General features: G+C 70.4%; 20 protein-coding genes. 4 read left to right on the top strand and 16 right to left on the bottom strand.

The features are described 5' to 3' along the window. Nucleotides 1–57 precede the first annotated feature (57 nt). From hisB to hisD, 3 genes are read right to left on the bottom strand one after another with little or no spacing between them, the layout of a single operon-like run. Complete coding sequence (hisB, locus tag ACFQGD_RS21190) at nucleotides 58–657, bottom strand: imidazoleglycerol-phosphate dehydratase HisB (protein WP_345397523.1); 600 nt, start codon at nucleotides 655–657, stop codon at nucleotides 58–60. Continuing rightward, nucleotides 654–1,742 (bottom strand): histidinol-phosphate transaminase, encoded by a 1,089-nt coding sequence (locus tag ACFQGD_RS21195; protein WP_345397526.1) that lies wholly within the window; start codon nucleotides 1,740–1,742, stop codon nucleotides 654–656. The genes hisB and ACFQGD_RS21195 overlap by 4 nt, the downstream gene beginning before the upstream one ends. After that, nucleotides 1,742–3,064 (bottom strand): histidinol dehydrogenase, encoded by a 1,323-nt coding sequence (gene hisD, locus ACFQGD_RS21200; RefSeq protein WP_345397529.1) that lies wholly within the window; start codon nucleotides 3,062–3,064, stop codon nucleotides 1,742–1,744. Before hisD ends, ACFQGD_RS21195 begins: the two co-directional genes overlap by 1 nt. Before the next feature lie 54 nt (nucleotides 3,065–3,118). On the opposite strand from hisD, the gene ACFQGD_RS21205 reads away from it, so the two are divergent. Together ACFQGD_RS21205 and ACFQGD_RS21210 are read left to right on the top strand one after the other, a co-directional pair. Further along, nucleotides 3,119–3,931: a carbon-nitrogen hydrolase family protein gene (locus ACFQGD_RS21205; protein WP_345397531.1), complete on the top strand. Its 813-nt coding sequence runs from the start codon at nucleotides 3,119–3,121 to the stop codon at nucleotides 3,929–3,931. Nucleotides 3,932–4,018: 87 nt separating this feature from the next. Beyond that, the gene (locus tag ACFQGD_RS21210; protein WP_345397533.1) at nucleotides 4,019–4,885 is read left to right on the top strand and encodes an aldo/keto reductase; all 867 of its coding nucleotides are present in this window, start codon (nucleotides 4,019–4,021) and stop codon (nucleotides 4,883–4,885) included. 17 nt (nucleotides 4,886–4,902) lie between these two features. On the opposite strand, the gene nadC is transcribed toward ACFQGD_RS21210, so the two are convergent. From nadC to nadA, 3 genes are read right to left on the bottom strand one after another with little or no spacing between them, the layout of a single operon-like run. Further along, complete coding sequence (gene nadC / locus ACFQGD_RS21215; RefSeq protein ID WP_345397536.1) at nucleotides 4,903–5,808, bottom strand: carboxylating nicotinate-nucleotide diphosphorylase; 906 nt, start codon at nucleotides 5,806–5,808, stop codon at nucleotides 4,903–4,905. Beyond that, nucleotides 5,805–7,478, bottom strand: a complete 1,674-nt coding sequence (locus ACFQGD_RS21220; RefSeq protein WP_345397539.1) for an L-aspartate oxidase — start codon at nucleotides 7,476–7,478, stop codon at nucleotides 5,805–5,807. Before ACFQGD_RS21220 ends, nadC begins: the two co-directional genes overlap by 4 nt. After that, nucleotides 7,475–8,494, bottom strand: coding sequence for a quinolinate synthase NadA (nadA, locus tag ACFQGD_RS21225; RefSeq protein ID WP_345397542.1), 1,020 nt, complete (start codon nucleotides 8,492–8,494; stop codon nucleotides 7,475–7,477). Before nadA ends, ACFQGD_RS21220 begins: the two co-directional genes overlap by 4 nt. A gap of 114 nt (nucleotides 8,495–8,608) precedes the next feature. Here nadA and ACFQGD_RS21230 point away from each other — a divergent pair, with 114 nt between their 5' ends. Both ACFQGD_RS21230 and ACFQGD_RS21235 read left to right on the top strand, forming a co-directional pair. Further along, nucleotides 8,609–9,244, top strand: a complete 636-nt coding sequence (locus ACFQGD_RS21230) for an NUDIX hydrolase (protein WP_345397545.1) — start codon at nucleotides 8,609–8,611, stop codon at nucleotides 9,242–9,244. Between the two features lie 66 nt (nucleotides 9,245–9,310). Next, nucleotides 9,311–10,042, top strand: a complete 732-nt coding sequence (locus ACFQGD_RS21235) for an LON peptidase substrate-binding domain-containing protein (RefSeq protein ID WP_345397548.1) — start codon at nucleotides 9,311–9,313, stop codon at nucleotides 10,040–10,042. 33 nt (nucleotides 10,043–10,075) lie between these two features. Here the strand turns inward: ACFQGD_RS21235 and ACFQGD_RS21240 are convergent, their stop codons facing one another. The 10 genes from ACFQGD_RS21240 to ACFQGD_RS21285 all read right to left on the bottom strand — a co-directional run bounded on the left by ACFQGD_RS21240 (nucleotide 10,076) and on the right by ACFQGD_RS21285 (nucleotide 21,563). Next, a complete protein-coding gene (locus tag ACFQGD_RS21240) occupies nucleotides 10,076–11,137 on the bottom strand; it encodes a M48 family metallopeptidase (RefSeq protein WP_390183334.1) in 1,062 nt (353 codons plus the stop codon). 38 nt (nucleotides 11,138–11,175) lie between these two features. Next, complete coding sequence (locus ACFQGD_RS21245; RefSeq protein ID WP_345397551.1) at nucleotides 11,176–11,712, bottom strand: DUF2567 domain-containing protein; 537 nt, start codon at nucleotides 11,710–11,712, stop codon at nucleotides 11,176–11,178. A gap of 74 nt (nucleotides 11,713–11,786) precedes the next feature. Then, entirely contained in the window at nucleotides 11,787–11,999 is a 213-nt protein-coding gene (gene bsaP / locus ACFQGD_RS21250) for a biotin synthase auxiliary protein BsaP (protein WP_345397554.1), read from the bottom strand. Between the two features lie 102 nt (nucleotides 12,000–12,101). Continuing rightward, nucleotides 12,102–13,139 (bottom strand): biotin synthase BioB, encoded by a 1,038-nt coding sequence (bioB, locus tag ACFQGD_RS21255; RefSeq protein ID WP_345397556.1) that lies wholly within the window; start codon nucleotides 13,137–13,139, stop codon nucleotides 12,102–12,104. Between the two features lie 79 nt (nucleotides 13,140–13,218). Continuing rightward, nucleotides 13,219–13,956, bottom strand: coding sequence for a dethiobiotin synthase (bioD, locus tag ACFQGD_RS21260; protein ID WP_345397557.1), 738 nt, complete (start codon nucleotides 13,954–13,956; stop codon nucleotides 13,219–13,221). Nucleotides 13,957–13,978: 22 nt separating this feature from the next. Continuing rightward, a complete protein-coding gene (locus ACFQGD_RS21265) occupies nucleotides 13,979–15,259 on the bottom strand; it encodes an adenosylmethionine--8-amino-7-oxononanoate transaminase (protein WP_345397896.1) in 1,281 nt (426 codons plus the stop codon). A 159-nt stretch (nucleotides 15,260–15,418) separates the two neighbouring features. Further along, nucleotides 15,419–16,576 carry a glycosyltransferase family 4 protein gene (locus ACFQGD_RS21270; RefSeq protein WP_345397559.1) on the bottom strand — a complete coding sequence of 386 codons (1,158 nt, stop codon included), beginning with the start codon at nucleotides 16,574–16,576 and terminating at the stop codon, nucleotides 15,419–15,421. 118 nt (nucleotides 16,577–16,694) lie between these two features. Next, complete coding sequence (locus ACFQGD_RS21275; protein ID WP_345397560.1) at nucleotides 16,695–17,744, bottom strand: C40 family peptidase; 1,050 nt, start codon at nucleotides 17,742–17,744, stop codon at nucleotides 16,695–16,697. A 483-nt stretch (nucleotides 17,745–18,227) separates the two neighbouring features. Continuing rightward, on the bottom strand, nucleotides 18,228–20,063 hold the full coding sequence (locus tag ACFQGD_RS21280; RefSeq protein ID WP_345397561.1) for a D-alanyl-D-alanine carboxypeptidase family protein: 1,836 nt from the start codon (nucleotides 20,061–20,063) through the stop codon (nucleotides 18,228–18,230). A gap of 150 nt (nucleotides 20,064–20,213) precedes the next feature. After that, complete coding sequence (locus tag ACFQGD_RS21285) at nucleotides 20,214–21,563, bottom strand: NYN domain-containing protein (RefSeq protein WP_345397562.1); 1,350 nt, start codon at nucleotides 21,561–21,563, stop codon at nucleotides 20,214–20,216. Between the last annotated feature and the right edge of the window lie 82 nt (nucleotides 21,564–21,645).

Below are 21,645 nucleotides of genomic sequence, written 5' to 3' on the forward strand. Positions count from 1 at the left end.
GACATTCCTCCAGTGACTCGACTCAGCTGCGCCGAGCCTATCCGGGGCGGACCGCCCTTACAGCACGCCCTTCGTCGACGGGATGCCGCCGAGCCGCTCGTCCGGTTCGGTCGCCGCGCGGAGCGCCCGCGCCACGGCCTTGTACTGCGCCTCGGCCATGTGGTGCGGGTCCCGGCCGTGCAGCACCCGCACGTGCAGCGCGACCTGCGCGTGGAACGACAGCGACTCGAACACGTGCCGCGTCAACACGAACGGGTAGTTGCCCCCGATCGTGAAGGACTCGAACCGCTCCGGCTCGCCAAGCTGTACGCAGTACGGCCGCCCGGAGACGTCGATGGCGGCGTGTGCCAGCGTCTCGTCCATCGGCACCCAGGCGTCACCGAAACGGCGGATGCCGCGCTTCTCCCCCAGCGCCTCGCGGATCGCCTGACCGAGCACTATCGCGGTGTCCTCGACGGTGTGGTGCGCGTCGATGTGGACGTCGCCGGTCGCGTTCACCCGCAGGTCCAGCGCGCCGTGCACGCCAAACGCGGTGAGCATGTGGTCGTAGAACGCGACACCCGTGTCGATCTCGACCTGCCCGGTGCCGTCGAGGTCGACCTCGACCGTGATCGACGACTCCTTGGTGGTGCGCTCCACCTTGCCAATGCGGCTCACACGGCCTCCTTGCTCGCAGCCAGGAACGCGTCGTTCTCCTCCGGCGTTCCGATGGTCACCCGCAGGTGGCCCGGGATACCGACGTCCCTGATCAGTACACCAGCGTCCACATAAGACCGCCACGCGGCGGGTGCGTCCTCGAAGTGTCCGAACAGGACGAAGTTGGCGTCGCTGTCCACCGGCTGGAACCCCAGGTCACGCAACGAGGCCACAACTCGGTCGCGTTCGGACACCAACGTCGCCACCGACGCCAACGTCTGTTCGCCGTGCTTGAGCGCGGCCCGTGCGGCGGCTTGAGTCAGCGCCGACAGGTGGTACGGCAGCCGCACGAGTTGCAGCGCGTCAACCACCGCGGGTGCGGCGGCCAGGTACCCCAGTCTGCCCCCGGCGAACGCGAACGCCTTGCTCATGGTGCGCGACACGATCAGCTTCGCCGGGAACTCCGCCAGCAGTTTCACCGCGCTCGGCTGCCGGGAGAACTCCGCGTACGCCTCGTCCACGACGACGACGCCCCGCGCGGCGTCCAGCACCGTCCGCAGGTCCGTGAGCGGGATGGAGCACCCGGTCGGGTTGTTCGGGCTGGTTACGAACACGACGTCCGGGTCGTGCCGCCGGATCGCCGCAACGGCGACATCGACGTCGAGCGTGAAGTCGTCCCGGCGCGGCGCGGGCAGCCACTCGGTGCGCGTGCCGGACGCCAGGATCGGGTGCATCGAGTACGACGGCTCAAAGCCCAGCGCCGTCCGGCCCGGCCCGCCGAACGCCTGCAGCAACTGCTGCAGCACCTCGTTGGACCCGTTCGCCGCCCACAGGTTCCGGGTGGTCAGCGGCACCCCGGTCGCGCCGCTCAGGTACGCGGCGAGGTCGGTGCGCAGCTCGACGGCGTCCCGGTCCGGGTAGCGGTGCAGCTCCCGAGCGACTCGCTCGGTCGCGGCGACGACGTCGGCCACCAGTTCGGGCGGCGGCGGGTACGGGTTCTCGTTCGTGTTGAGCCGCACCGCGACGTCGAGCTGCGGCGCACCGTATGGTGTCTTGCCGCGCAGTGCCTCGGCCAGCGGCAGGTCGTCCAGCGTGACGTCGTCCATCAGACCTCACCACCGAAGCGGGCTCGCACGGCCTCGCCGTGCGCGGGCAGGTCCTCCGCGTTGGCCAGCGTGACGACCTTGTCGGCCACCGCGCGCAACGCGTCCTGGGAGTAGTCGACGACGTGGATGCCCCGCAGGAACGTCTGCACCGACAGCCCGCCGGAGTGCCGCGCGTAGCCGCCGGTGGGCAGCACGTGGTTCGACCCGGCGCAGTAGTCGCCGAGCGAGACCGGCGCGTACGGCCCGACGAAGATCGCGCCCGCGTTGCGCACCCGCGCGGCGACGGCGCTGGCGTCGGCGGTCTGGATCTCCAGGTGCTCGGCGGCATAGGCGTCCACCACGCGGATGCCGTCGTCGATGCTGGACACCAGCACGGTGCCGGACTGCGCACCACGCAGCGCGGTCGTCACACGTTCGGTGTGTTTGGTGGCGGCGACCCGGCGTTCCAGCTCCGCGTCGACGTCGTCGGCCAGTTGCTCGGACGTCGTCACCAGCACACTCGCGGCCATCGTGTCGTGCTCGGCCTGGCTGACCAGGTCGGCGGCGACGTGCGCCGGGTCGGCGGTCTCGTCCGCGAGGATGGCGATCTCGGTCGGACCCGCCTCGGAGTCGATGCCGATGAGACCGCGCAGCATCCGCTTGGCCGCGGTCAGATAGATGTTGCCCGGTCCGGTCACCATGTCGACCGGCGCCAGCTCGGCGCCGTCGGTGTCGGTGCCGCCGTAGGCCAACAGCGCGACTGCCTGCGCGCCCCCGACCGCCCACACCTCATCCACGCCGAGCAGCGCGGCGGCGGCCAGGATCGTCGGGTGCGGCGTGCCGCCGAACTCGGCCTGCGGCGGCGAGCAGACGACCAGCGAGCCCACTCCCGCTGCCTGCGCCGGGACGACGTTCATCACCACGCTGGACGGGTACACCGCCAGTCCGCCCGGCGCGTACAGTCCGACGCGGCCGACCGGCACCCACCGCTCGGTCACGGTGCCGCCGTCGGTGACCGTCGTGGTGACGTCGGGACGGCGCTGGTCGGCGTGCACCGCGCGAGCGCGGGTGATGGCCTCCTCCAGCGCGGACCGGATGTCCGGCTCCAGCGCGGCGAGCGCGGCGTCTAGTTCGGCCCGCGGCACCCGAACGGTTGGCGGCCTCACCTGGTCGAACTTCTCGGTGTAGTCCAGCGCGGCCTCGACGCCACGCGCCTTGACGTCGTCGACCAGCGGACGCACCTGATGCACCGCCGCGTCCACGTCGACGTCGGCGCGCGGCAGTGTGGCGCGCAGCTCGGCGGCGGAAGGGACACGGTTTCGCAGGTCGGTGCGGTTGAGCATGCCTTAAGGGTACGGGGCGGCCTTGCGGGCATACTGCATGGCAGGAGGTGAGGTATGCCCCACGTCGCATTGTGTCAGGTGACGTCGACCCCGGACCCCGCCAAGAACCTGGAGTTGGTGCGTTCCGGCGTCCAGCGCGCGGCGGATGCCGGTGCGTCCGTCGTGGTGTTTCCAGAGGCGACGATGGCGCGATTCGGGACGCCGTTACGCCCGCTCGCGGAGCCGCTGGACGGGCCGTGGGCGTCCGAGGTGGCGCGGATCGCCGAGCGCGCCGGAGTGCTTGTGGTCGCGGGGATGTTCACCCCGGCCGACGCCGATCGCGTGCACAACACGCTGCTGATCACCGGGCGCGGACACCACCTCGGCTACGACAAGATCCACCTCTACGACGCGTTCGGTTTCTTCGAGTCTCGCACTGTCGCGCCTGGTGAGAAGGTCGTGACGCTCACGGTCGACGACGTCACACTCGGCTTCGCCACCTGCTACGACGTGCGGTTTCCCACGCTGTTCCAAGCGCTGGCGGAGCAGGGCGCGTCGGTGGTGTTGTTGCCCGCGTCGTGGGGCGCCGGTGAGGGAAAGCGGGAGCAGTGGGAGCTGCTGGTGCAAGCCCGCGCGCTGGACTCCGGGAGCTGGGTGTTCGGCTGCGACCAGGCGGACCCTACGGCGAGTGGGATCACCGACGAGAAAGTGCTGCGCGCCCCAACCGGGGTCGGACATTCCCTGGTGGCCGACCCGTTCGGCCGCGTCCGCGCCGGGCTCGACGCCGGTCCCGACACCCTGGTGATCTACGCCGACCCGGAACTGGCGGAGAAGTCCCGGCGCGCCACCGGTGCGCTGGCCAACCGGAGGTCCGGCACGATCTTCTGACGCGGGCGACCGAGCACGGCGGTCGGGAACACCCGGGGTCTGGTTCGAGTTGGCACTGGTGGACATGATCCACGACGAGGAGGACGAGTGACCAACACACAACCGACGGCGCCAGGTGGAGTGTTCCGGCTTGGGGGCGACCTCCCGGTCCACCGTCTCGGCTACGGCGCCATGCAGATCACGGGGCCCGGCGTGTGGGGCGAGCCAGCGGACCCCGATGGCGCGATCGCGGTGCTGCGGCGCGCGGTCGAGCTTGGCGTGACCTTCATCGACACCGCGGACTCGTACGGGCCGTACGTCAGCGAGGACCTCATTCGCCAGGCGCTGCACCCCTACCCGGAGAACGTCGTGATCGCCACGAAGGGCGGTCTGGTGCGTACCGGGCCGAGCGAGTGGGTTCCGGTGGGTCGCCCGGCCTACCTCAAGCAGGAGGTCGAGATGAGTCTGCGCCGCCTCGGCGTCGAGCGCATCGACCTCTACCAGCTGCACAGGGTGGACCCCGAGGTGCCGCTCGCCGACCAGGTCGGCGCGCTCGCGGAGCTCAAGGACGCCGGCAAGATTCGCCACATCGGATTGTCCGAGGTCGATGCCCAGCAGATCAAGGAAGCCGCTGCGGTGACCGAGATCGCGAGCGTGCAGAACCTGTACAACCTCACCGACCGGCACCACGAGGACGTCCTCGACGTCGCCACCGACATGGGCATCGCGTTCATCCCGTGGTTCCCCATCGCGACCGGGGAGCTTGCCCAGCCCGGCAGCGTGCTTGAGACGGCCGCGCGCGAGCATGACGCCACTCCGGCCCAGTTGGCGCTGGCCTGGTTGCTTCGCCGCTCGCCGGTGATGCTCCCGATTCCCGGCACGAAGTCGGTGGCTCACCTCGAGGAGAACGTCGCGGCCGCTGACGTCGAGCTCACCGACGACGAGTTCGCGTCGTTGTCGGCGCTCGGTGGCTGAACGCCCGGAACGGTCGACTACCGCAGATCCATGCCGATATCCAGCGCCGGGGACGAGTGCGTGAGTGCACCAACGGCGAGATAGTCCACGCCGGTCTCGGCGTACGTCCTGGCGACGTCGAGGCGCAGTCCGCCGGACGCCTCGAGCCGTGTTTTCGGTGACGTGGCGTCACGACGGCGGACCGCCTCGGCGCAGTCGGAGGGCGCGAAGTTGTCCAGCAGGACCTCGTCCGCACCCGCCGCCAGCGCCTCGTCCAACTGCGCCAGCGTGTCGACCTCGACCTCGCACGCCAGCGACGGGGCCGTCTCCCTCGCCGCCGCCAGCGCGGCGGACACCGACCCGGCCGCGACGACGTGGTTGTCCTTGATCAGCACCGCGTCGCCGAGGCCCATGCGGTGGTTGACGCCGCCCCCCGCGCGCACCGCGTACTTCTGCAACAGCCGCAGGCCGGGCAGTGTCTTGCGGGAGTCGCGGATGGCGCAACCGGTGCCGTCAACGGCCGCGACCCACGCCGCCGTGGCCGTCGCGATGCCGGACAGGTGGCACAGCAGGTTCAGCGCCGTACGCTCAGCGGTGAGCAATCCCCGCACCGGCCCCCGCACCACCAGCGCGGGTTCGCCCGGGATCAACGACGCACCGTCAGAGCACACGTCTAGGACGTCGTAGTCGGCCCCCAGCACCGCGTCGAACACCGCCAACGCGACCGGTGCCCCAGCGAGCACGCCCGCGGCCCGGGGCGTCAGCTCCGCGACGGCGTGCGCGTCGGCGGGCACCGTGGCCTTCGTAGTGGCGTCCTGCCCGTAGCGCAAGTCCTCATCGAGCGCCGTCCGCACCACGCGCAGCACGTCGTCGACGTCGAGCCCGACGTCGGTGAGCAGGGTCGTGGTGCGGTCGGCAAGCCCGACACCGCTCGCGCCGCTCATGCCGCGCCGCTGGCCAGCGCCGGGGACAGCACGGCCGGCGCGCCGGTGGCGTCCAACCGCACCCGCACGCTGCGCTGCCAATGGACGTCGTCCCGCTCGGAGAAATCGGTGCGCACGTGGCAGCCGCGCGACTCGGTGCGCTCGGCCGCGGAGAGGAGCAGCGCGTCGGCGAGCAGCGTCAGCGCGGCGTCCTCGACGGCTCGGTGGCTGTCCAGCGCACGCTCCCGGCGCGCGGCGGCGATCCGAGACGCGGCCGACGACAGCCCGTCCGTGTCCCGGCCGATCGCCGCGTGGCGGCTCATCAGGCGTTGTACCAGGCTCCGGTCCGCGACCGGGGCGACAACGGCATCACTCGGTGTCACGCGGGTCAGCGGTGCCAGCTCGCCCGCCGCGAGGTCCATCGCCACGGCCTCGGCGGCCCGCTCTCCCACGACCAGCCCCTCCAGCAGGCTGTTCGAGGCGAGCCGGTTCGCGCCGTGCAGGCCGGTGCGCGCGACCTCGCCAGCCGCGTACAACCCGGGCACGCCGGTGCGCCCTTCGGGGGACGTCGCCACGCCACCGCACGCGAAGTGCGCCGCGGGCGTCACCGGAATGGGCTCCCGCGTCGGGTCGACGTCCACCCGAGCGCACGCCGCGTGCACCGTGGGGAACCGCCGCGCGAAACCGTCGATGCCGGTGGCATCCAGATAGACGTGGTCGGTCCCCGCGGCGGCCAGCCGACGGGTGATCGCGGCGGAGACGACGTCGCGTGGAGCGAGGTCCGCCGACGGGTGCACACCCGCCATCACGCGCTGACCAGCGGCGTCGACCAGCACCGCACCCTCGCCGCGCACCGCCTCCGTCACCAGCGGGCATCGGCCCAGCGCACCCCGCGTGTACAGCACGGTCGGGTGGAACTGAACGAACTCCAGGTCGGCGGCCGCCGCGCCAGCCCGCAAGGCGAGCGCGAGTCCGTCGCCGGTGGCGATCTCCGGGTTCGACGTCGCCTGGTAGAGCTGCCCGAACCCACCGGTCGCCAGCAGCACCGCACGAGCGCGGACGACACATCGCGCGCCGTCCGGATCGAGCAGCGTCAGACCGCCGACACCACCAGACGGCGTGCGCAGCGTGTCCACCGCGACGTGGCGTTCCAGCACCGGTACGCGCTTCCTGTCGACATCGGCGACGAGCGCGCGTTCGACCTCCACGCCGGTGGCGTCTCCCCCGGCGTGGATCACGCGGAAAGCACTGTGCCCGCCCTCGCGAGTGCGGGCCAGGCCGCCGTCCGCGGCGCGGTCGAACGTCGTGCCGCGCGCCCGCAGCCGCGCGACGGCGGCGGGTCCGCCCGCGACGATGGCGCGGACGACGTCTTCCTCGCACAGTCCGCCGCCCGCCGCGAGAGTGTCCGCGACGTGGCCCGCGATGGAATCCCCTGTGGCGACGTCGACCACCGCGACGCCGCCCTGCGCCCACCGCGTGTTGCTGTCTGTGACCTCGGCCTTGGTCACCACCAGCACGGACAGCCCTAGCTCGCGCGCCCGTAGTGCGGCCGTCAACCCGGCGACTCCAGTGCCGACGACAACCAGGTCGGCGGTCGCCTCCCAGCCGTCCGCCGGACGCTCAGACCGCGACCCCACGGCACGCGCGGTTTTCGCCTCTAAGTCACCAACTCCGTTACCGACGGTGGTCATTCGCCACCGCCAGGCTGGCCGATGGCGATCATCCGCTCCACCGACGCGCGGGCGCGCCGCGCGGTCTCCGCGTCGACGTGGACCTCGTCGACACCGTCGCGCAGCGACCGCAGCAGCGCCGCCGGGGTGATCATCTTCATGTACCGGCAGGATGCGCGGTCGTTCACGGCGGCGAAGTCGATCTCCGGCGCGGCCTTGCGCAGCTGGTGCAGCATACCGACCTCGGTGGCGACCAGCACCGACTTCGCGCTGGTGTCTCGCGCCTGCTTCACCATGTCGCCGGTGGAGAGGATCTTGACTTTGTCGGCGGGCACCGTGCCCTCGCCCGCCAGGTACAGCGCGGACGTGGCGCAGCCGCACTCCGGGTGGATGAAGAGATCGGCGTCCGGGTTGGCAGCGGCGCGCTCGGCCAGCTCAGGGCCGTTGATTCCCGCGTGGACGTGGCACTCGCCCGCCCAGATGTGCAGGTTCTCGCGGCCGGTCTCCCGCTTGACGTGCGCGCCGAGGAACTGGTCCGGTGCGAACAGGACGTCCTGGTCTGCGGGAATGGAGGCCACGACGTCGACGGCGTTGGACGACGTGCAGCAGATGTCGGTCTCGGCCTTCACGTCGGCCGTGGTGTTCACGTAGGAGACGACGACCGCACCCGGGTGCTGCGCCTTCCACTCCCGCAGCTGCTCGGCCGTAAGCGAGTCGGCCAGTGAGCAGCCCGCGCGCGCGTCCGGGATCAGCACGGTCTTGTCCGGGCTCAAGATCTTGGCGGTCTCGGCCATGAAGTGCACACCGCAGAACACGATGGTCGACGCCTCCGACTCGGCGGCGATCCGAGACAGCGCGAGCGAGTCGCCGGTGTGGTCGGCGATCTCCTGAATCTCCGGTAGCTGGTAGTTGTGCGCGAGCAGCACGGCGTCTCGCTGCCGAGCGAGTCGGCGCACCTCGTCCGCCCATGCCGCGTCCGCGTCGACGCCACCGTACGGCGTGAGGTCAGGAGCCGTGTCCGTCAGCGTCTCGGTCATGACTACTCCCTGTGTTGCGTCAGCCTCGGTTTTCGCCTTAGGATCGAAAACGTGCACAGCCATATTAACACCCGAGCCCCCTTGGCACACGAGGTTCTGTGCGCGGTACTGCACGTGCGATCGGACACACTCCGGGTGCTGCTCTGGCAACGCGCACTCGATCCGCACATCGGGCGCTGGTCGTTACCCGGCGGCAGGCTGCGCGCCGACGAGGATGTCGAGACGTCGATCCGCAGACAGCTCGCAGAGAAGGTCGACATCCGTGAGCTGCGCCATGTCGAGCAGCTCGCGGTGTTCAGCGCGCCGGACCGGGTACCCGGCCCCCGCGTGGTCGCGACGGCGTTCCTCGGGCTGGTGCCCAGCGACGCCGATCCCGTCGTCCCGGAGGACACGGCGTGGCACGACGTCGACGCCCTCCCCCGCACCGCGTTCGACCACGAGGCGATCATCCTGCGGGCCCGCGACCGGCTGCGCTCGAAACTCAGCTACACCAACATCGGATTCGCGCTCGCGCCGGACGCGTTCACCCTTTCCGCACTGCGGGACATCTACTCCGCCGCGCTCGGCCACAAAGTATCGGCCACCAATCTGCAGCGGGTGCTCTCCCGCAGAGGCGTGCTGAAACCGACCGGCACGACCGTGCCGCCCGGCCGCTCGGGTGGACGTCCCGCCGCCCTGTACACCTTCACCGACACCACCATGCAGGTGACCGACCCGTTCGCGGTACTCCGGCCGCCTGGCGCGCGGTGACACGACGTCGGGAACGAGGGACACGACCATCCAGCGAAGCCGCCGAATCCGACGTAGCGTAAACCCGTGCCCGCTGACAGCCATCCCGACCGATCACCCCCCGACCGCCCCACGGCACAACTTCCGCTGTTTCCACTGCACACGGTCCTGCTACCCGGCGTACACCTGCCGCTGCACATCTTCGAACCCCGCTACAGGCAGCTGGTCGATGACTTGGTGCGCGGCGTCGTCCCTGATCGCGAGTTCGGCGTCATCGCGATCCGCAACGCCCTGGTCAGCGACGTCGACCGGATCGGGCAGCTGTATCCCGTCGGGTGCACGGCGCAGCTACGCGAGGTCAGCGCCACCAGCAGCGGCGGGTTCGACATCGTCACCACCGGCGCACGCCGGTTCCTCTTGCACGAGCTGACAGCGAGCGACACGCCGTACTTGATGGGCGATGTCGAGTGGCTGCCGGACGAACCCACGCTCGACCCCGATGGCACCACGGCGCGGACGCTGGCCGAGGCGGCGCGCGCCGCCCACGCACGCTACTGCGAGGCAGCCTGGCACGACGGCGACTGGTCCGCGCCACCCACGTCAGCCGCGGTCGCCGAACTCGCTTATCTGCTCGCGGCGGACTGCCTGCTGCCATTGGCGGAGCAGCAGGCATTACTGCGCCAGACGGACCCGCTGCACCGGCTGCGGCTCGTCACCGCGTTGCTGTCCAGGGAAGCGGGATTCGTCTCCGCGTTGCGGGCCGTCCCGGTCTCGCATGACGAATTGGCTGACATCTCGGGCGCGGCCAAGATGAACTGAGGTCCTGCCACCGGCAGCGACCATCGCCGACCGTCAGTCGGCGGTCTCTCCGGAGGTTCCCGACTGGTTTCCCGATGCTGGCCCTCGGTTGCTGAACTTGTCGCGCACCTTACCCGCGACATCGGTGACCGCGGTGCCGACGTCGGCGAACACCTTCGTCAGCGGGTCGGTCGACTCGGACCACGACGCCTGGTACGAACGCGCCGCGGCCTTGATGTCGTCCCGCCAGGCCGAGTGGGGCTCGTCGTCGGCCCGGCGCGGATACTCGCCGGCCAGCATCGCGCGATACTCCGCCGAACCCGCCCATTTTTGCAGCTCGGCGGCACGCACCACGGCGAGCGGGTACGTCATGGTCTCCAGGCTGCGTAGCTTGAGCAGGCTGTCGCGCAGATCGTCGACTCCCTCGTACTCCTCGGCTTGCCGCAAGAACGACGGGATGTCGATCGTGTCGGGATCGATCCCGCCCGCGAGCTGGATGTGCAGCCGCAGCGCGGCGGCGGCATCCTGGCCACACAGCAAACCCGCGCGGTCGCATGACAGCTCCGCTTTGCGGAACCACTCGTGCAGCGCGGCGAGTACCGCCCGCAAGCCGATACCGCTGATGGGATTCCACGACAGGCTGCGTTGCAGCTCCACAAGGTGGATCATCATGGTCCGGTACACCGCGTGCCCGGACAGCACGTGGCCCATCTCGTGCCCGATGGCGAACCGCAGCCCCTCCGTGTCGGCCATCTCGACCAGGCCGGTTGTGAGCACGATGAACGGTTCGTCCAGGCCAATCGTGAACGCTTTCGGGCTGGGATCGCGCATGACGTACAGCGTGGGCGCGGTGGGGAGGTCAAGCGTGGCCGCACACTCGTCGCGCAGCCTGTCAAGTTCGGGATACTGCTGAGGGCCGACGCGGATCGTCGAGGAGAGCGCACTCAGCCGCAGGCCGCGCTCGGTGAAAAACCCGAACAACGCCTTGAGCACCTGGGCGAAGCCAGGCACCGTCCGCAAGGTAGCCAGCGCTCCCCTGTCGACCGGATGCTCGTAGGCCCGTGAGCTGATGTCGGGGAAGCTCACCCGCTCCCGTCGCCGCACGTCCTCGTCCACGATTCCGCCCCTCTCGTTCGTTGTGCACCTGTCGCGGGTTACGCGAGCCGCCTGCCAAGGTCGTCCCTGCCGTTCCAGGCCGCGAGCAACGCGTACACCAAGGACACCGCGAGCGGCTGCACGATGATCACCCACGGCGAGCCGATCTCAGGGGCGAGCGTGATGACATCGCCGATCTCGGGGCGGCCGCTGACAGCGTACTCGTCGCCGAGGAACGCGTTACCCATCAGCATCCCGAGCCAGCCAGACAGCAACGAGCCCGCGACGGCGGCCAGCATGACGACCGGACCCCGCCGCTCGCGCAACAGCCAAGTCAAGGTGCCGACGAACAGCCCAGCCCCGAGCAGCAGCAACGCGAAGATCACCAGCGCGTCGAACGCGTGCCAGCTCTCCAGATCGATCGGTGTCGGGGTGCCGTCGCGAGTGATAACGGCCTGTCGCGGTGGCGCCAGCCGCGCCCACAACCAACCGATCGGGATGCCAGCCATGCCGATCGTCGAGGCCACCGTCACCGAGGGCAGCAGGTCCGCCTTGACGACGACCTTGGGGCGCTCGCGCCGCACCGGCAGGACCACGCGGGCCTCCTAGAACTCACGACGGGGTTGCGCCGACGCCACATGGACGACGCCGACGGTGGCTACCAAGCAGGCTAGCGTGCCGTCGCCGAGTCCTCACGGGAGGTGGTCTCCCCGTGTCGGCTGCACCGCGCCGTCCACCCGCTCGGCGTCACCTGCACGATCATCCGGCGGGCGCACTGGCCGCAGTAGCGCGGCGGTTCGAGCGTGCTCCGCGGCGTGGCGCACCGCGTGTGGTCGGCATCGCTGATGCCCTTGCCGCAGTGCACGCAATACAGCGCTGTCATGCGGCCGCCTCATCGCGCGCGGCAAGCCGCGCCGACAATCGGTCGGCGGCCAGCATGGAGTCCGATGATTCGGACCTGCAAGCAGTCCTCATACCTGAGAGCTTAGATCGTGTCCGACAGCGCTTTGATGGGCATCTTGAGGTCGTCGAGCATGTCCAGGTCGGACTGCGCGGGCCTGCCGAGATTGGTCAGATAGTTGCCGACGATGATCGCGTTGATGCCGCCGAGCATGCCCTGCTCCGCGCCGAGGTCGCCCAGCGTCAGCTCCCTGCCGCCAGCGAAGCGCAGCATGGTGCGCGGCATGGCGAGCCGGAACGCCGCCACGATGCGCAGCGCGTCTGGGCCCTCGATGGTCTCGTAGTGCTCGTACGGGGTGCCTTGCTGCGGGATGAGGAAGTTCATCGGCACCTCGTGCGGCTCAAGCTCGGCGAGCTGCACCGCGAACTCGGCACGCTGCTCATCGCTCTCGCCCATGCCGACGATGCCGCCGCAGCAGACCTCCATGCCCGCGTCCTTGACCATCTGGAGGGTGTCCCAGCGCTCTTCCCAGCTGTGGGTGGTGACGACGTTGGGAAAGTTCGACCGGGCGGTCTCCAGGTTGTGGTTGTAGCGGTGCACGCCCATCTCGACCAGCTCATCGACCTGCTCCTGCGTGAGCATGCCGAGCGAGCAGGCGATCTGGATGTCGTTGCCGTCCTCGCGAATGGCCCTGATGCCCTCGCGCACCTGCGACATCAGCCGCTTGTCCGGCCCGCGCACTGCGGCGACGATGCAGAACTCGGTCGCGCCGGTCTCGGCGGTCTCGCGCGCGGCCTTCACCAGGCCCGGGATGTCGAGCCACGCGGCGCGCACCGGCGTCGGGAACAGGCCGGACTGCGAGCAGAAGTGGCAATCCTCTGGGCAGCCGCCGGTCTTGACGCTGACGATGCCCTCGACCTCGACCTCGGGGCCGCACCACCGCATCCGGACGTCGTGGGCGAGCGCCAGCAGGTCCTGGAGCGCCTCGCCAGGCAGCCGCAGCACCTCGAGCACCTGCTCCTGCGACAGACCGACGCCGCGTTCGAGCACCTGCTCACGGGCGACGGCGAGAATGTCGTTGTCACCTGCTGCGGTCTCGACCTGATGTGGTGCTGCGGTCACGTCAACTCCTTCGCGTGGTGCGCGGCGGCAAAGCCTGAACAGTCTCCCCCACCGAGGGTCGCTCGTACAGCGACACGGGTCACAGTGACATGCCCCGATCGAAGCTCGGCAGTCCGGCCGCGAACAGTTCCGGGTCGAACCGTCCCCCGAACCAGGGCGACAATCCCCGTTCGGCCGCCGCGAGGAACGCTCCCGGTGACAGCTCGCCGATGCCCTCGTCCAACAGCCCGAGCAGGGGTGCGCCAGCCGCGATCGGCAGGTCCGTGACATTGCAGATCTCGGCAAGACCCGGCTCGGCTGGCCACGAACCGATCACGACCCCGGCGATGTTGAGGCCGCGGCGGGTCGCGACCTCGGCGGTCAAGGCGGTGGCGTTGAGCGTGCCGAGGCCAGCGCGCGCCACTATCACCACGGGCGCGGCCAGCGACCACGCGACGTCGGCCAGGCTGCCGCCCTTGTCATCGAGGCGCACCAGCAGCCCGCCCGCGCCCTCGACCAGCACGAGGTCATTGCTGCTGTTGAGGTCGGCGGCGGCTTCGGCCACCTCGGGGGGCGTGACATGCTCGATGCCGCTGCGGCGCGCGGCGGTGTCCGGGGCGAGTGGGTCGGGGTAGCGGCGCAGCTCGCGCGTGGTGATGTCACCCGCGAGGCCCTTCACGAGGTCGACGTCGCCGGGCTCGCCGTCCGCGACGCCGGTTTGCGCCGGTTTGATGACGGCGACGCGGTGGCCGCGCTCGACGGCGATGGCGGCGATCCCCGCGGTCACCACGGTCTTACCGACCTCGGTGTCCGTTCCCGTCACGATCAGCACGCTCACGATCGGACAGGTTAGTGGGTCGTCAGGCCGCGTCCGCCACTGCCACGATCGCCGAGGTGATCGCGGCGAGGTCGTCGTCGGTGGCGATGTAGGGCGGCATGGCGTAGACCATGTCGCGGAACGGCCGCAGCCAGACCCCGTGTTCGGTCGCCACTCTGGTCGCGACGGCCATGTCGACGTCGTGGTCAAGCTGGATCACCCCGATCCCGCCGAGCACCCGGACGTCGATGACCCGCGCCAGCTCCCGCGCCGGTGCCAGCCCGCGTTCCAGCGCGCTGGCGAGTCGCAGCAAGTCAGCGCGCCAGTCGCCGGAGAGCAGCAGGCCAATGGACGCGTTGGCGACGGCGGCCGCGAGAGGGTTGGCCATGAACGTCGGCCCGTGCGCGAGCACCGGCAGCTCCCCGCGCGAGATGCCGTCCGCGACGCGCGGGGTGCACAGCGCGGCGGCGCTGGTGAGGTAACCGCCGGTCAACGCCTTGCCGAGGCACAGCACGTCCGGCGTCACCCCGGCGTGGTTGGCGGCGAACAGCTCACCCGTCCTGCCGAAGCCGGTGGCGATCTCGTCGAAGACCAGCAGGACGTCGTGGGCGTCGCACGCCTCGCGCAGCACCCGCAGGTACTCGGGGTTGTGGAAGCGCATCCCGCCCGCGCCCTGCACGACCGGTTCCACGATCACGGCGGCCAGCTCGTCGGCGTGCCGTTCGATCGCCTCGGTCAGCGTGCGCACGTAGTCGTCATCCGGCGGGGTGTCGAAACCGCTCGGCGGGGCGGGCACGAACAGCTGCTCCGGCAGCACCCCGCGCCACAGCGAGTGCATGCCGCCCTCGGGGTCGCAGACGCTCATCGGATGGAAGGTGTCGCCGTGGTAGCCGCCGCGCCAGGTCAGCAGCTTCCGTTTGCCATCGCGGCCGAGCGAGCGCCAGTACTGCAAGCACATCTTGATGGCGACCTCGACCGACACCGACCCGGAGTCGCACAGGAAGACGTGCTCCAGCCCGTCGGGAGTGATGTCGACCAGGGTGCTGGCCAACCGCACGGCAGGCTCGTGGGTGAGCCCGCCGAACATGACGTGACTCATCGACTCGGACTGCTCGCACAACGCGGCGTCCAGCACAGGGTGGCCATAGCCGTGGATGGCGGCCCACCAGGAGGACATGCCGTCAATGAGTTCCCTACCGTCAGCCAGCGTCAAGCGCATGCCGCGCGCGGAGCGAACCACGAGCGGGTCGACCGTGCCAGGCATGGGGCCATACGGATGCCAGACGTGGGCCTTGTCGAGCGCGAGCAGCGTGGCGGTGTCCATCGGGCTGTCCATGGGACTGTCCATCCGGCTGAGTTCCATACGGCCATCTTCCTAGGTCGCGCGCGCCCGATCAGCCCGCCCCTGAGCTCGCACTCATGTGCGGGGGCATGTCGGTCACCGGATCCTCCCGTGGATGCCGCCCTCGCCGCGGCGTCGCCGTCAGCGCCGAAACAGCGCGGGTTCACCGCTGAGCAACCCGGCCAGCCGATGCGCGAGCTGATCCCAGCGCCAGTTGTCCCGCACCCACGCCCGGCCGGCCTCGCCCATCCCGCGGGCACGGGCTGGGTCCGCCAGCAGCGCGGCGAGCGTGTCAATGAGCTGCCGGACGTCCCTACCGTCGACGACGTGTCCGGTGACCTCATCGAGGACGGTCTCTGGCGCGCCGCCCGACCGGCCGGCTACCACCGGCAGCCCGATCGCCGAGGCCTCAAGATAGACGATGCCGAGCCCTTCGACATCGAGCCCCTTGCCCCTGGTGCGGGCGGGCATCGCGAAGACGTCGCCCGCGGCGTAGTGCGCTGGCAGCTCAGGCCATGGCACCGAGCCGGTGAGCACGACGTCATCCGCGACACCGTGCGCTTCAGCCAGCTGCCGCAACCGTTTCCGGTAGGGACCGCCACCGACCAGCAGCAGCGCCGCGCCCGGCACCCTACGGCGAATCTCCGGCAGCGCGCGCACCAGCATGTCCTGCCCCTTCCGCGGCACGAGGCGCGACACGCACACGATCGTTGGTCTGCTGGTCAGCCCGTGGCGGCGGCGGATCTCCTCCCTAGCGCCCGCATCCGGCCGGAACACGTCGGGGTCCACTCCGGACGGCAGATACTCCAGTCCCGCGAGCGGACCGAACGCACTGGCGAACCGGCCACGGGTGTACTTGCTGACGTAGGTGACGACGTCGCAGTCGGTGCCGATGCGCCGCAGCGCGCCCCTGGCACCGGGCACCATCGACCAGCCGACCTCGTGACCGTGTGTGCAGGCGACGACCCGCTCGGCCCCCGCACGCCGCAGCGCGGGGGTGAGCAGCGCGAGTGGCGCGGCGGCGCCGAACCACACCGCGTCGAGTTTCCTCGCCCGTATCAGGTCGCTCGCGCGGGATAGCACGTCCGGTGTAGGAAGCATCAGCGACGTCGGATGCCGTACCACCTCGAACGGCTGTCGCGCGTCGAAGTCGGCGTGCCGGGCGCCCTCGCGGTCCCACGAAGGCGCGTAGACCACAAGATCGTCGGCGTTCAGCCGGGACGCCAGCGCGTGCAAGTAGGCCTGGATCCCGCCTGGGCGTGGCGGGAAGTCGTTGGTGACGAGCAGGGTTCGGCGCACCCCGTGAGGCTAACGCCGCAGCTCCCCTAGCGGCATCGCCACCCACGACGCGAGGCCGCCGTCGCACCCTCGGCGGGTGCGACGGCGGCCTCGCTACTCGGGTCGGGGCCCGTGGGGGTCAGGCGTACCGGCGAGCGCCGCTGTATTCGTCCCACATGACGGGGGCGACCTTGACGACGTCGCCCTCCTGCGGAGCGTGCACCATCTTGCCGTCACCGATGTACATGCCGACGTGGGAGACCGGCTGGTAGAAGAACACCAGGTCACCCGGCTGCAATTGCGCCTGCGTCACGGGTGTGCCCGATGAGGCCTGCGCAGAGCTGGACCGAGGAATCGAGATACCGGCCTGCCGGTAGGACCACGACGTCAGCCCGGAGCAGTCGTAGGCGTCCGGCCCTTCCGCGCCGTACACATACGGATCGCCGCGCTGGCTCATCGCGGCGTCGACCGCGTTTTGGGCAGCGGGGCCCGGCGCGACGATGTTGGTGGGTGGCGCGACGTGCTCGCCGTAGCTGGCTTGCTGGGCGGCCTGCTCTTGCGCGCTGAGGCGGTCGTAGGCCTGCTTCGATTTCGCGATCTGCTCGTCGAGCGCCTTTTTCCGTGCGGTGATGTCGGCCTTGTGCTTCGCGGCGGCGTCGCGGGACTCACGGGCACGCTTCCGCGCGTCCTTGGCGAGGCGCTTGGCCTTCTCCGCTTGGTCGACGGCGGCGGCGAGCCGCTCCATGGCGTCGTTCTTCTTCTCGGCGAGCACGTTGATCGCCGCGGAGCGTTCCAGGAACTCGTTGGTCGAGTTACCACTCAACGCCAACGACATCGAGTCGAGGTGCCCGCCGGTATAGGTCGCTCCAGCGAACTTGTCGACGATCTTGTGGTACTTCCGCTTGGCGACGCGTGCCTGCCGCAGGTCCTCCGCCGACTTCTTCAGGTCGGTGTTGGCCTTCTTGAGTTTCTTCTTGGCCGCGGCGAGCGCGTCCTGAGCCTTGAGGTGTTCCTCGTTGAGCTTCTCCGCCTTGCGCTTCAGCTCGTTGTACTGCTGCAGCGCCTCTGAGGCATTGTCGGGGGTCGGGGCGGGGTCCGCGCTGGCGGGGGCACTAAACGTCACCAGGGCCAGCACCGCGGCGATGGCCAGTGCACCTGACGCCATGCGCTTCAGTCGAAGCGACTTCACGTCGCGCGCAACTCCTTCATGGTCGGTCGCTGATCCGGGAGCCGGACCGGGTACGAGGTCGGGGGCCCTCCTACCGGCCTGGCCGTCGCGGACATCTCGTCCGCATCCGGCCGTCGGCGTGCTCGACCGCGAGACACGGATATGTCGTGTCCCGCCGGCACCGCATGGGTACTGCGATGCCGCGGTGAGCCCGGGGACAGCCCTGGGGATAGGGCTGCCCGTGCGACAACCACACGGTGCCGCCTCCTGTGGTGGCGGCTGCGGGGCCGTGAGGTCTCGGCTAGGTTACGAAACCATGCCAGGCTCGTCCACCATCACTGCGCCGTTTGGAGCAGACCAAACGCCGAAACCTACTTGGACCAGCGCTAATTAGCGCTCTGTGATAAGTGCGATACCTGGGCGTCTTGTGTTCACCCGACCGCTCAACGATCCGATTGACCGTTTACCGATCCGACCACTCTCCGTGAATGTGGACGGGGCTTCCTAGCCGCCGACGTACTCCCAATGCCAGGGTTCCTCCCTGCCGCCGCCTTGCCTCGCCCAGTTCGGGTGGATCCACCCGAACGCTGGGGCGTTCGCCCGCATCCACTGGTGTGCCGACGTGCCGAACGACTCCACGCCGCCACACATGTCGATCGCCACACCCCAGCCGTGGTTGCTCGTGCCCGGCACGGCGGCCAGCGACGGTTTCCTGCGGTAGAGGTCGACCTGTGCGGGGAACGACCGGTACGAGTCGGTCACGCACAACCCTCGGCCGGTGTCGGCGGCATGCGCCCGCGACATCGCGGCGAACGACTGCGCGGCATCACACCGCAGCACGTGGCTGCCAATCCCGATGCCACACATCGCGGATGGCGGTATCAGGCCGTTCGGGTAGCCGCCCCACGCGCCGGTCGCGCCAGGGTGGCTTGGCCCGCCGCTCGTCTCGGACGACGTCCGCAGCGGCAGCTCAACACCGCCGCAACGCCACGTAAGCTCGCCGTCATCGCGCCGCGGCACGCGACGCGGTTTCCGGTCCCCGAGCGACGGCCGCGTGATCGCGAGCAGCGTCGGCTCGCCGGGCAGGTCCGTAACGGCGACCGACGCGAGCCTGCCGTCGGCGGCGAGCATCGTCTCGTCGTCGAGCGCGATCCCGACGTGCTGCACGCCGTACTTCGCGGGCCCGATGAACACCAGGTCGCCGGGCTGAATGTCCTCGACGGGCACGCGCCTGCCGGTCGCGTACTGCCGCGCGGCGCGTCCGGGCAGGTCGAGACCCGCGTCCGAGTAGACGGCGTTGACCAGCCCGTCGCAGGAGTACGACGTCGGGCCGGTGCCGTGCTCACGAGGCACGTAAGGTTTGCCAAGCGCGTCGATGGCGTCGCTAACCGCGTCGATGGTCTGCTTCGGCAGCACAAGCAGCCGGTCGCCGCCGGACGTCGGGGTGCTGGCCTGCGCCACGCCACGCAGTGGGTCGCCGTCGTCACCGCGTAGCGGCCTGAGCCCCGGCGGGAGCGAGCCTGGGTCGCGTAACGCCGAGGCCCGCGGGGGCGTGATCCCAGCCTTGTCCAGCCGGTTCAGGTACCGCTGCCAGTTCTTCTTCGTCTTGCGGTTGCGTTCGCGCTGCCGCTCCTGTTGCGCGGCGACGGCGTCGTTGGCGCTCGCTATCGGATCGCGCAGCTCGCTGGAGACGGCGTCAGCGCGGTTGGTGGCGTCGTCGCTGCGCCGCACCAGCTCGCTCTCACGCGCGGCGGCCTCGTCTTCAAGGCGCGCTGCTTCGGACTCCGCTGCCTCGGCGTCGCGCAGCCGGTCGAGTGCCCTGGCCAACTTCCTGTCCTGGCCCTCACGCAGCACACTCACGAACGAGCTGCCCTCGAGCATTTCCTTTGGCCCCGACGCCGACAGCAACACGTTCAGCTGATCGGGACGGCCCTGCGCCATGTACGCGGACCGGGACAGCTCATCAATCTCGTCGCGCAGCTCGGCCAGCGCTGCCTCGGCGGCACGCCGCTCCTCGCGCGCCTCGCTCAGCTTCTCGCGCGCCGTCCGCAGCCTCTCGCGCGCCGTCGCGATCTTGTCCGACAACTCGCCCAGCTCGCGCTGTACCTGGTTGGCGGTCTGCTGCAACGTCGCGACCTCGCGGTCCGCGAACGCCTCCCCCGGCCTCGGGTCGGGCACGCCCGCGCCAGGCGCGACGCCCGCCTCGACGGGTGGCGGTCCCGGGTCGGTGGGCGCCTCGTCCTGCGCGTGGGCGGCCGGGACCGCGAGCAGGCTCACAACGAGCGAAGCCACGGACGCGCCAACGACACCGCGCGTCGTCTGCCGAGGCCACCACCGCATCAACGCCTCCCGTTCCGCCCGCAGCGCGGGTGTCGGCCATCGCCACGTGCGGACGTCCAGTACGAACGCCCTGTTACAGATAACTCGATCAGCGCCAAAACGTGACGCGATCCACCGGCATCAACATGGTTACGTTCGCCCATCTCGGCCTCAGACCCTGCCCAGCTCGTCGAGCAGGACCCTCGGGGGGAGCACGAACGCGCTCCGCTTGGTCACGGCCGTGATGATCTCCCGATCCGCTGTCGCCACGATCAACGGCCTTCCCTTCGGCTCACGTGTCACCATGTCGGTGATGACGTCGTCGGCCGGCACCCCGTCGGCACTGAACAGCACTCGGACGCCACGCACGTTCGCCGACGGCACGGCGACCACCCCCGCCCCGTCAAACACCACGGTGATCTCCACCGACGTCCGCGCGGCCAGCGCCCCGAGCTGACGCACCAGTCGCTGCCGCTGCTCGGCCAGCACCAGCTCCGGGTAGCCGGTCTTGGTCACGTTGTAGCCGTCGATGATCAAGTGTGCCCCGGCCAGCGTCAACAGTCGCTGCAGCCCAGCCGTGTCGGACACCGCGCCACCGGGCCGCAACGCCGTCGCGTTGTCGGCGCTGGCGACGGTGTCCGCGGGGCGTCGCCCGTGGTCAGCCGCCGTGGCCCCGACGTTCAGCTCAGCGCGCAGACCGCCGACGGCGCCGTCGAGAGTGTCCAGCAGCAGCGCGAGCCGCACCTCGTCGGCTTCGCGCGCCTCCCGTGCGGACTGCCGCGCACGCTGCGCATCGGCCTCCGCGCTCTCGGCACGCGCTCGCTCCGCCTCCGCCCGCCTGCGCTGCTTGGCGAGTTGCTCGGCGAGCTCGTCCCGCTCGGCCGCGATCTTCGAGCCCTCCCCCTCGAATCGCTGACGTGCCTCATGCTCGGCGTCTCGCAACCGCCGCAACTCGACACCGCGCTCCCGCAACCGCTCCCGCAGCCGTTCCAGCTCATCGGACCGTTCCGCGCGCGCACGCTGGGTGGCCTCTCGTTCCGCCTTGAGCTCGTCGCGGACCTCGGCCAGTTCCGCTTCGAGACGCTCGATCCTGGCCAGCGCGGCATCTCGCTCGGCGCGCAAGCTGGCCTGCTCGCCACGTTCCGCGACGGTGGTCAGCAGTGCACTGGAGTTCTCGTCGTCCAGCAGCACCGCCGCGGCGGCCGCTGTCACAGGGTCCTCGGCGGCGACGTCGAGGGCGGCGGGCCGGTTGGCACGCGCCCAAGCGACGACCGCGGCCCGGAACCGGCGGGACTCACGCAGGGAGGCCAGTAGCGGCGCGGCGGCTACTCTGCTTCGCTTGGCAGGCGCGAACCGGACCACGGGACGCAGCCGCTTCGGCACGTCGGCCTCGCTCAGCTCGCCGAGGGACGCGGCGGCCAGCTCCACCAGCCTGCCGCGCACCGGTTCCGGCAGCGCGCCCCAGTCAGCGGGCACGCCGTGGGCGCCGTCCTGCCCATGGTGGTCCGCGTCAGCTGGCATTACCCCAGCGTAACTGGCCCGCTGTCTACCCAGCGTGAGCCACGGCATGCTCGCCGCGACACGCCAGGAGCGAGACGTTCGA

Origin of the sequence: Haloechinothrix salitolerans (genome assembly GCF_042662605.1) — a bacterium.
In the GTDB taxonomy this organism is placed as follows: Bacteria; Actinomycetota; Actinomycetes; order Mycobacteriales; family Pseudonocardiaceae; genus Haloechinothrix_A; species Haloechinothrix_A salitolerans.